Source organism: Methylobacterium sp. E-046, assembly GCF_022829625.1.
Classification (GTDB): Bacteria; Pseudomonadota; Alphaproteobacteria; order Rhizobiales; family Beijerinckiaceae; genus Methylobacterium; species Methylobacterium longum.
In genome coordinates this window covers 26290-35828 of record NZ_JAKSYP010000286.1, presented here as the reverse complement: position 1 = coordinate 35828, position 9539 = coordinate 26290, and the positions used below count along the sequence as shown (strand labels likewise).

Sequence of the window (9539 nt, the reverse complement as noted above, 5' to 3'; positions counted from 1 at the left end):
GGGGCCTTGCGCGTCTCCGCCCATCACGCCGGCGCCCCCGGGCTGGCCGCCAGGTGCCCGGCCAGCACCGCCTCGCCGTCGGTGACCGTCGAGCGGAACTGCAGGCGGCCGAAGCGGCGGCGGTCGCGGCGGAGCCGCATGTGCCGGTAGATCGGCGCCTGCCGGTCGCCGGCGCAGGCCAGAACCGCGATCAGCAGCAGCAGCTGCAGAAGCACGAACAGCGCCGTCACCGCCACGCCGACGTCCAGGCTCCGCTTGGCCGCCCAGTCCAGACGCAGGCCGCCAACCACGAAGGGCGTCTGCGGAAGGACGGTTCCCGCCACAACTTCCGCCGCCTCGCTTACCTGCTCGATCACCTCATTCTTACGCTGCGTTGCAACAAATTCGGAGGCGGTGGGAGGCTCTGCACGGGTCAGCACGGTCTCAGCTCCTTCGGTGAGGCCAATGGCGAGCGGTTAACGAATGGTTGTTGCACCGCTCATAACGCGCAAAAACAGTCTCTGCAACTCAATATATCGGGCCTTTACACCCTCTATAACCGGCCTGGTATACCTAGTTTAGAGGATGAAAGCTGCGCAGTCGACGCAGCAAAACAACCCGCACGTACCCGCGCTAGGTAGTTTGTACTGAATTTTGCTCGGTATCTGATCCGATGATCAGTTATGTCCGAGTAATGAGGCGCTCATTGTGAACCGAAGCCGCCAGAGCGCGCGCGGTTCAGAGCCGGCCCCCATGACATATCGAAGACGTCGACCCCGACGTTTTTGCACAGCACCAAACCCAAGAACGATCGAAGGTCCGAAACCGTTTCAAAATAAGATGCGACGGTCGGCGCCCGCCGTCGCGGCGAGCGGGGCCGGCTTCTCGGCAGCCGGCGACTGAGACCGCGGTGCCGGCACTGGGCGCCCTCTAACGGGAGCGATGCGTCGCCCCGGACTGACCGCGTCGAACGCCCCCGCCGCCTACGGCCGTTGACGCATTCGTGACCGGTTACCCGAGCCGCAAGGGCGCTGCGGTCGCGCGATATCGAGCGACACCGGAAGGCGTTGCCGGCCCCGGAGCCCCATCGACCCCGTGGGCCTGCGTGTCGGCGGCAACGACGGTGTCGTGTCCGCGCGCGTGCACCGGCCGATGCCGCGCACAGCACCTGTCGCCTCTTCGCCCGGCCGACCGATCACGGAGTCTCGCGGAGCCTCGTCGCCAGCTCGACTGCGACGGATGTACCCGGCGCCACGTCCGCGGCTCGAAGACGTCACCTGACCGATCAGATCATCGCGGCCTTCGCTCCGATCCGGTGCCCTGCGTCGGAGCACTCGGATACGTGCGCCCGGATGTACGGCGCAAGGTCGGAGCCGAACTAGCGTTCGAGAAGGTGACGGCGCACGGCACGCGCGGTGGCGACCGAGACCCGCACATTGGACTCCTGGGTCACGCCGGCGATGTGCGGCGTCAGGATCAGGTTCGGCACGTCGGCGAACACGGCGCCCGCTTGCGCATCGAGCGGCTCGCGGTCGAACACGTCGAGCGCGGCCCCGCCCAGATGGCCGGAGCGCAGCGCCGCCACCACGGCCGCGCCGTCCACGACTTCACCCCTCGCCGCGTTGATCAGGATCGCGCCGCGCGGCATCCGGGTGAGGGCGTCCGCGTCGATCAGGCGGCGGGTCTCGGCGGTCAGCGGCACGTGCAGCGACAGGACATCGCTCCGCGCGATCAGCGCATCGAGGGCGAGGTTCCGCACGGGACCGTGCGGCGGGTTCCAGGCTGGATCGTCGGCCGCCAGGAACGGGTCGTGCGCGGAGATCGCCATGCCGAACGCGGCGGCGCGGCGTGCCGTCTGGCGAGCGATGGCACCAAATCCAACGAGGCCGAGCCGTTTGCCGCCGATCTCCCTTCCCATCAGGGCGTTGCGCGGCCACGTGCCCGCCGCGACGCGGGCGGTCGCCCCGTAGGCCCCGCGCAGGAGCACCAGCGCCGCCGCGACGACGTACTCGGCCACCGCGTCGTCATTCGCCCCGGTGGCCGGGTAGACCGCGATGCCACGGGCCGTGCAAGCCGCGACGTCGATGTTGTCGAGGCCGACGCCGAGGCGACCGATCACCTTGAGCCCCGGTGCGGCTGCGAGCAGGTCGGCGCGAACCTGCGTCCGGTTGCGCACGATCAGCGCGTCGGCATCCGCAACGGCCAGTAGCAGCGCCTCGGGACGGTCCGCCAGGGCGGGATCGTAGACGGTGTCGAAGCCGCGGAGGTCGGCGGCGATGGCCGCCTCGTCCATGAACTCGCTGATAACGACCTTCGGCATGCGTCGAATCCTTGTTCTGGTCACCGGCGCCCGGCCAGCCGGGATCCGGAGGCGGGCAGGGCGGTGAGATCCGGCCCTTGCACGGCCCGCCCGTCGCTGCGACCGGGTAACCGCTCCGTCATAGGACCGGAACACGCGGCGGGAAACGCGAACGCGCGATGGGCCGATCCAGCCCACTGCGCGCGCAGCGTCCGGATACGCCCGGAAACGGTCGTCGCCGCGTCGCGCGCGAAGCGGGGCGAGGCTGTGGACCGATCCGTGCGCCGGCACCGCCTGCAATCCTCGAAGGTCTCCGGATCATCGCCGTTACGGTCTGGCAGAGCGTCCATCCGCTCTCGCAGGTCGCCGCCGTGCATCGGGACGGTCCGAACAGCGATCGCGCCGTGGCCCGGAGCGCGAGCCCGTGCTTCGCCGGCGGGATCGCCCTCACGACGCTGTCGCGTCACTGATGGTGACCGCACGGCACCGCCGCGGGCGATGCGCCCGATCCGCGCCTGACGATCGGATCTGACCGGATGGCGTCGGGAGCGTCCTCGATCCCACGGGACGGCGCTTGGCGGCAGCAGTCGCCCCGACGCCCGGCGATGGCCGCGACCAGCACTCCCGATCCGGTAGCCGGCCCACGCAGGCCACCGACCCGAAATTCCTGGCCGGCATCGGGACCGCCGAAGTGGTACGCCCGGTGGTGGCCTTGCTCTCGGGCGACCTCTCGGCGGCCATCCCGCAACTCGGTATGCGGACGGAGACCGGCGCCATCGCTTCCGCGGTGCAGGTGTTCAGGATCGGACCGATCCAGATGAAAGCCCTCGCAGTCCAGACCGCGCGAGTACGCTGCGTGGTCGAGGCGGCCGGAGCTGCCGCGAATGAGGTGCTGGGCACGGACATCGAGGTCGGGCGCTTTGCGGCCACCGTAAAGCAGCCTGACCGGCCGAATGGCCCACTCCGACGTCGAACGCCCCGGAACCGACGCATCCACGCGCCGATGTAGGGGTCGTCGCCCTCCTGCCGCATGACACGCCTGGGATCGCGGATCAAAAGGTGTGCCGGGACACGCCGGCCGGCAAAGCTTGGGCTTACATCAGGGTCACACCGCGAACACAGTCGCGGACCTGATGGAGACTTCCCATGACACTCACCGCTCGCCTCTCGCTCGCCGCCGCCGTTGCCGCCGTTACCGTCGCGGTTCTGGCGGGGACTTTCGTGGAGGCGCTGGATCGCGCCCTGCCCATGCACTTCGTTTGACCGCCGCGGTTCGGATTCAACGCCGAAGCGGAGCGAAGGCTAAGGGGGTGGGCGATGCGCGACGTGATGTATGCAATCCTCGGGGGTGCGTTCCGGGTCGCCGATGTGCTGGAGGATTGGATCGCCGAGACCGTCCGCGGCTACGGCGCTGCCGCACCCTTCGTATCCGCGACGGCACCCTCCACCGTGGACGCCGAAGCGCCGACGATCCGGTAGGCGGACGTGCGGCCGGATCAGCGCTTCTGAGAGTTCGGAGCCGCTTGGTCGGTCTGCGGCTCCATCTTGGTGGAATCGGGCTTGGTCGGCGTGTTGTTCTGCGCCTGCTTGTCGTCGCAGGCGGCAAGCGCGACGAGCATGATTCCCAGGAGGGCGATCCATTTCGTGGCCGGCATCGTTCCCTCAGCGATCGATTGAGTTGAAGCGAGAATCGCCGCCTGCCGACGAGCGTTCCGCCGGGTCCCGGGCGGCTGCGAACCCGACCGGTGTGATTCGACAGTGTCGCGCAGGAAAAGGCCCTGCCGTCGCTGGGATAAGCCTCGCGCCGCCGCGTCCGGACATCGCGGGGAAACACCCGAGCCGCAGGCCCGGGTGCCCTGTCTCGGTCGTGCCTGGAGCGCGCGCTCAGCGACCGCCCGGTCCGGGCTTCGAGCCGGACCCCGCGTCGTTGGCGCCGGTGCTATTGGTGGTCCCGGAGCGGCTCATGTTGCCGGTGGTCGGCCCGCTGCCCGCTGCGCCGGGGCTGGCACCGGAACCGGCGTCGTTGGGACCGGTCTTGTCGGCCGTGCCCGAACGGCTGGTCGCGCCGGATCCGCTCTCGGCCGCCAGGGCGGGGCTGGCGGCGAGCACAGTGGCTGCCGCGAGCACGATGAGCTTCTTGGTGAGCGTCATGGCGTATCTCCCTCGTGTGCCGGCCGTCGGGCCGAAGGCGCCGCGTCCGGTCCGACGGGGAACCCCTCGCCGGAGCGGCTGTTCCTCGGTCCGCATCATGGGCGACGCGGGCGGACCTCCGGCATGCCGTTCCTGATCGCGTTGATCGCCGCCGCGACCGCGATCCTCAACACCGTCCAGGCTGGCGCGAACGCGCGCCTGAACAAGGCTCCAGGCCCGCCGATCCGGGCAGCCCTGATCGTGACCGGCACCAGGGCCCTGATGCGCCTCCTGGCCGTACCCGTCCTCAGAATCAGCTGACTTGGCCGGGGGCGCCCGGGCGTGCCCGGACGGGCTTGGCTCGGTAGCGCCAGAGGACCGCCTGCGTCCTGACGATGATCCCGTGAGCCAGCGCAGCGGCGACGCGCTGGCCGCCGGTATCGCCGTCACAGCCATCGTCGTGGCCCGCGTGGGTGCTCGACCCTTACGGCCGGTTGGGTTTCGCGCAGCACACCGCCGGATCCTGGCAGATCCTCGATGGCCTCCTCATGGGTCGGCGGCGGGGCGCTGATCTCGCACTTCCGAGACCGGCTCACGACGCGGTCGGCTCGGCGCCCCCGTCGGTTGCCGCCGCCGAAGTCTCGTGGGCTTCCGCATCGGGAATCTGATAACCGCGCTCCCAGGTCCGGTGAGCATCCGACCCCTCAGGATAGGGGTTCGCGGTGATCGGATCGCCGCGTTCTCGTGCGTGGCGGCCCTCGGCGCTGACCGTGGTGGGCGAGTGAGACGTCGGCATCACGGCCAATCCTCCAGCTCCGTGTTCCTGTCCGCATACCGTTCCGCCCCCGGGACGGGTCGGAGCCTGCTCGACCGCCGGCTGGGAACCGGCTCCGGACACCCGCCACTCCCGGCGGCCTGCGTGGCCGGCGCCGATCGGCCCGCCGCTCAAAGACCAGGAAGCGGGTTTCGCCCCCTGGCTATCGAGGGTGAACCCGTCGGCGATAGAGGCTGCACCTGAAGCGGCTGGCAGATTCGCAGCCGCATGCCGCCGCCCGTCAGTGGGACCGGTCGGTCCGGTCCGGGGCCTGGCCCTTGGTGCTGTGCCTATGATGGCTGTCACGCTCACCGCCCCCGCCGGAGACGTGGGATTTCGAGTCGTTGGTCGGGCTGCCCGGCGCCGGACCGTGGTGCTCCTCGGACTGCGGCTTCGAGGCATCCTGATGGGAACTGCCCGGGCCGCCGTGATGACGATCGGCGGCGGGCGTCTTCTTCGAAGTGCTCATTCCGATCCTGCTGTAATGCGATCCGCTTTCCAAAGATGCCTCGTCCCCGTCGACTCGAAGCCGATGCCGCCCGGCGGACGGTCGAACGCGCACGACGGGTGCATGCTCGGCCAACCCGGAGACTTCATCGCAGTTCCGGAGAGCCGCCAAGGCCTGATCCGGGCCAGCGCAACGCGCGCTCAACGTCCAGTGTAGCCCGACGCGGCCGCGGCCTCCTTCAGTCGCGCGAAGGCGGTGGCGTAGCGCTCCCGCAGGAAGGCGGCGTTGTTTGGAATCCGGGACGGACAGAGATTGTCCTCGGTGTCGGACATTTTCACCAGCAAGGCCGCAAGGTCTCCGGATCCGATCAATGTGGTGATCCGCTCCGAGTAGGCCGTCCTGGCTGCCGGCTTGGTGAGCAGGGTCACGGTCCGCACCACCTCCGCGGAGAAACCAGCGGCGCGCAGGTCACCGGCGGTCCGCGGTGTGTCCTCAAGCACATCGTGAAGGAGGGCCGCCTGCATCACTCGCATGGGGTCGATGTCGAGCCCGTCGATGAGTCGGGCATGGCCGGCCCGGGCCAAAGCGGCGTTCGCGACGCGCTCCAGATGGCGCATGCAGGGTTCGCCGCCCTTGTCGATCTGGCCCGCATGCGCCGTGAGGGCGAAGGTATGAGCATCGAAGATCGTCGACACGCGACCCTCCCGTGGATTGTGTCGACGCGGGACGGCGCCCCACCGACCCCGGGTCTCGATCAAGCATTCCGGAGCGGCGACGTTCCCGATCGGCGGGCCGGCAGCGCGGTTCCGGACCAGGGCAATGGCGCCGGCGTCCCACGTTTTGAGGATGACGGATTTTACCGATCCGTCAGGCCGTTATCACTGGCAGAACTATTGCCCAGTTCATGTGCCATCGCCATTTGCTGTCTCATAAACGGACAAGCGGCGACTCGCAGTCCAGGATTGAGCCAATGGCGTCCGTTACAGTAGAGAAGCCGCTCGATGTCGGTGGGCCGATCAGCCGCCGCGCCGCCGCCCTGGCCAACGCCAAGTGGTTCCGTGCCCTGGCGTGGCGAACCCTGCGCGACGGCGGTCCGCGGGCCGAACTCCGCGCAGCGAACGCGCGTGCGGCAGCCCGCATCGTCCTGAAACAGGCCAAGCGGGAAGCCCTCGTCGCCCGCATGGCGCGCGAGGCGCTCGGGACAGACGCCTAACGGGCGCGGCTCGGTCGCGGCCGACCCGTCAACCCTTCCCGCGCGCCGCGGAGACCTGCAGCTCCCGCACCGATGCAGGCTGTCGAGCCCGCGCGGACAACGTGGTCGCCAGGGGCGGCATCGACCAGCCCCCGGCGGATAGGCGGTGTGGCTCGCGGATCAGCGCTTGAACTTGCCGTCGTACTTGAACTCGGGGGCCGACTTGAGCTGGTCCTTGGTGGCGCCGATGATCGCCTTCCACTTCTTGGCGTCGGCGTCGTAGCCAAGGGCGATGGAGGACGGCGACACGGCGACGTAGCGCTCGCCCATCCCGAGGAAGCCACCCACCGAGACGATGTAGCCGGTGAGCTTCTCGTGGTCGATCACGAGGTCCTTGATCTCGCCGACGCTGTTGTTCTGCGCATCGGTGATGTTGAGCCCGATCAGGTTGTAGCTCAGCACGGCATCCTGCGGGACGGACTCGAACTTCGGCGCGACGGTCGGCGGGGTCGCCTCGTTGGCGGCGAGGGCGGGGCCGGCGAGGGCTGCGGCGGCAAGGGTGGCGATGACGAGGCGGCGCATGGTGATCTCCAGTGTCCCGAATGGGTGGCAGGTAAGCCCCGTCGTTCGGCATCGTTCCGGCTTCTGGCAGAAATGTTAATGCGCGGAACATGGAACGTTTGCACGGATCGGCGGACGGGGGGGCCAGGTGCGCGCCGACCCGGCTCGACCACCGTACTGCCCGGCAGCCAGGACAGATCGTCCGAGCCGCGGGCCGGCGTCCCTGGCCGATGCGAGCCTCCGGGCGCATGGACCTCCGGACGTTGACGGGGAGGAGCGGGTGACGGACGGATCGGGCATGACGGCGGCGGCGCGCGCAGGCGCTCCCGGCGCCTGGATCGACGGCCTGATCGGCGTCTCCATCTTCAGCGCCTCGCTGGTCGCCACGCGCCTCGCGCTGACCGGCATGGATGCGCTGTTCCTCAGCACGGCGCGGGCCGCGCTGGCGGGTCTCGCCGGGGCGGCCGCCCTGCTGGTCTTCCGGCAGCGGCGGCCGCGCGGGAGCGACTTCCGGGCGCTGGCCATCGTGGCGGCGGGTGTCGTGGTCGGTTTCCCGCTGCTTACGGCGCTCGCCTTGCGCACGGTGAGCGCGGCGCACGGGACCGTCTTCGTCGGGCTTCTTCCCCTCGCCACGGCCGTGTTCGGCGCCTTGCGCTCAGGAGAGCGTCCGTCGCTGGCCTTCTGGCTGCTGTCGCTCTGCGGCGCGCTGGTCACCGTCGCGTTCGCCGCCCGCGGCCTCGACGGCCAGCCCGGCCCCGGGGACGCCTTGATGCTCGCGGCGATCCTGGCGTGCGGCCTCGGCTACGCGGAGGGCGGTGTCCTGGCACGGCGGCTCGGAGGATGGCAGGTCATCGCCTGGGCGACCGTTCTGTCGCTGCCGGTCAGCCTGCCGCTGGCCTTGGCGCTGGCGCCCTCCGACCCCGCCGCGATCCCGATGCCGGCCTGGGCCGGCCTCGCCTACGTCGCCCTGTTCAGCATGCTGATCGGCTTCGTGTTCTGGTACCGGGCGCTGGCGCGGGGCGGGATCGCGGCGATCGGTCAGTTGCAGCTGCTGCAGCCGTTCCTCGGGCTCGGCGTCGCCGCCCTCGTGCTCGGCGAGCACATCGAGCCGGCGATGATCGGCGCCGCCGTCGCGGTCGCCGCCTGCGTCGCGCTCGCCCGGCGCTTCGCCTGACCGCGGAGGCCGGGAAGCCTCAGCTCGACTTGGCCACAACCTCGATGTCGCGATCGAGGCCGCTCTCGACCTTGAACTCGCGGGTGTAGACCTGCCCGTCGTGCCGGGCGATCAGCACGTAGTCACCCTCGGAGAGGGTCACCTGCGGGAACGCCCCGATCGCTTCGCGGATCGTGTCACCGCCGGGGGTCAGCACCGAGAAGGCGGTCCCCGCGAAGGCCTCCGCCCCGGGGGCGGCCACCAGCTTCAGGGTCACCGTGGCGGCGCGGTGGTTCAGGGTCGCCTCCGTCACCTTACCGTTCTCGACGCGGAGATCCGCGCGCTGGATCGCGTTCGACTCTCCGTAGGTCGAGACCACGTGGTAGGTCCCCTCGGGCAGGCGCAGGATCTCGCCGGTCTTGATCCCGGTGCGCACGAGGCGGCCCTCGGAATTGGTGCCCACGGGCACGAAGACCGAGAACGTCACCTGCGCGGGCGCGATCTTCTGGTCGCCCACGGCCCCCGACAGCTTGAGAGCACCGGCCGCGACGCGCAGCGTGTCGGTGGCCGGCTGCCCCCCCATCACGATCCGCTTCGAAGCGCTGGCGAAGCCGTACGTGACCGTCGCCACGTAGGTCCCGGGCGCGAGGGTGAAATGAGGTTCCGCCTCGACGGATCGGGCGATGATCGACGGTCGGGTGCCGTCGCCGCGATCCTCGTAGATCCGCCACGCCAGCCCCTGCCGCAGGGGCACGCCGGGTCCCGCCAGGAGGGCCGACAGGGAGAGTTGCGCCTCCGGCTCGGCGGGTGGCATGGCGGGCGGCAGGTTCGGACTGGTGATCGAGGGCGAGGGCAGGGGACCGCCGAGGCGGTTCTGGAACAGCTCCTGCGCGGGCGAGAGGCCGGGCAGCAGGACCGTGACGAGACCGGCCAACGTCGTCGCGGCAAGCCCCTTGCGCATCC

The 9539-nt window shown here is 70.0% G+C and carries 13 protein-coding genes; 5 read left to right on the top strand and 8 right to left on the bottom strand.

Annotated elements, in window-relative coordinates; translation table 11 throughout:
• Window positions 1-23 precede the first annotated feature (23 nt).
• Both MKK82_RS31210 and MKK82_RS31205 read right to left on the bottom strand, forming a co-directional pair.
• Window positions 24-419 carry a sugar transferase gene (locus MKK82_RS31210; protein ID WP_243987910.1) on the bottom strand — a complete coding sequence of 132 codons (396 nt, stop codon included), beginning with the start codon at window positions 417-419 and terminating at the stop codon, window positions 24-26.
• Window positions 420-1357: 938 nt separating this feature from the next.
• Window positions 1358-2299, bottom strand: a complete 942-nt coding sequence (locus MKK82_RS31205) for an NAD(P)-dependent oxidoreductase (protein ID WP_243987909.1) — start codon at window positions 2297-2299, stop codon at window positions 1358-1360.
• A 553-nt stretch (window positions 2300-2852) separates the two neighbouring features.
• Between MKK82_RS31205 and MKK82_RS31200 the strand changes: the two genes are divergently transcribed.
• On the top strand, window positions 2853-3287 hold the full coding sequence (locus tag MKK82_RS31200; protein WP_238292153.1) for a hypothetical protein: 435 nt from the start codon (window positions 2853-2855) through the stop codon (window positions 3285-3287).
• Between the two features lie 317 nt (window positions 3288-3604).
• Window positions 3605-3757, top strand: coding sequence for a hypothetical protein (locus MKK82_RS31195; protein ID WP_243987907.1), 153 nt, complete (start codon window positions 3605-3607; stop codon window positions 3755-3757).
• A gap of 17 nt (window positions 3758-3774) precedes the next feature.
• Here the strand turns inward: MKK82_RS31195 and MKK82_RS31190 are convergent, their stop codons facing one another.
• Entirely contained in the window at window positions 3775-3933 is a 159-nt protein-coding gene (locus MKK82_RS31190; RefSeq protein ID WP_238292157.1) for a hypothetical protein, read from the bottom strand.
• Between the two features lie 229 nt (window positions 3934-4162).
• Complete coding sequence (locus tag MKK82_RS31185) at window positions 4163-4429, bottom strand: hypothetical protein (protein WP_238292159.1); 267 nt, start codon at window positions 4427-4429, stop codon at window positions 4163-4165.
• Window positions 4430-4552: 123 nt separating this feature from the next.
• On the opposite strand from MKK82_RS31185, the gene MKK82_RS31180 reads away from it, so the two are divergent.
• Window positions 4553-4729 carry a hypothetical protein gene (locus tag MKK82_RS31180; RefSeq protein ID WP_243987906.1) on the top strand — a complete coding sequence of 59 codons (177 nt, stop codon included), beginning with the start codon at window positions 4553-4555 and terminating at the stop codon, window positions 4727-4729.
• Between the two features lie 734 nt (window positions 4730-5463).
• Here MKK82_RS31180 and MKK82_RS31175 read toward each other — a convergent pair.
• Both MKK82_RS31175 and MKK82_RS31170 read right to left on the bottom strand, forming a co-directional pair.
• A complete protein-coding gene (locus MKK82_RS31175; protein ID WP_243987904.1) occupies window positions 5464-5691 on the bottom strand; it encodes a hypothetical protein in 228 nt (75 codons plus the stop codon).
• 179 nt (window positions 5692-5870) lie between these two features.
• Window positions 5871-6365 (bottom strand): phosphohydrolase, encoded by a 495-nt coding sequence (locus MKK82_RS31170; protein ID WP_243987903.1) that lies wholly within the window; start codon window positions 6363-6365, stop codon window positions 5871-5873.
• A gap of 275 nt (window positions 6366-6640) precedes the next feature.
• On the opposite strand from MKK82_RS31170, the gene MKK82_RS31165 reads away from it, so the two are divergent.
• Window positions 6641-6883 (top strand): hypothetical protein, encoded by a 243-nt coding sequence (locus MKK82_RS31165; protein ID WP_238292166.1) that lies wholly within the window; start codon window positions 6641-6643, stop codon window positions 6881-6883.
• Between the two features lie 159 nt (window positions 6884-7042).
• Here MKK82_RS31165 and MKK82_RS31160 read toward each other — a convergent pair whose 3' ends face one another.
• Complete coding sequence (locus MKK82_RS31160; protein WP_238292168.1) at window positions 7043-7444, bottom strand: PRC-barrel domain-containing protein; 402 nt, start codon at window positions 7442-7444, stop codon at window positions 7043-7045.
• Between the two features lie 277 nt (window positions 7445-7721).
• Between MKK82_RS31160 and MKK82_RS31155 the strand changes: the two genes are divergently transcribed.
• Complete coding sequence (locus tag MKK82_RS31155; RefSeq protein WP_238292218.1) at window positions 7722-8597, top strand: DMT family transporter; 876 nt, start codon at window positions 7722-7724, stop codon at window positions 8595-8597.
• Window positions 8598-8616: 19 nt separating this feature from the next.
• Here the strand turns inward: MKK82_RS31155 and MKK82_RS31150 are convergent, their stop codons facing one another.
• A complete protein-coding gene (locus MKK82_RS31150; RefSeq protein ID WP_243987902.1) occupies window positions 8617-9537 on the bottom strand; it encodes a hypothetical protein in 921 nt (306 codons plus the stop codon).
• Window positions 9538-9539 lie beyond the last annotated feature (2 nt).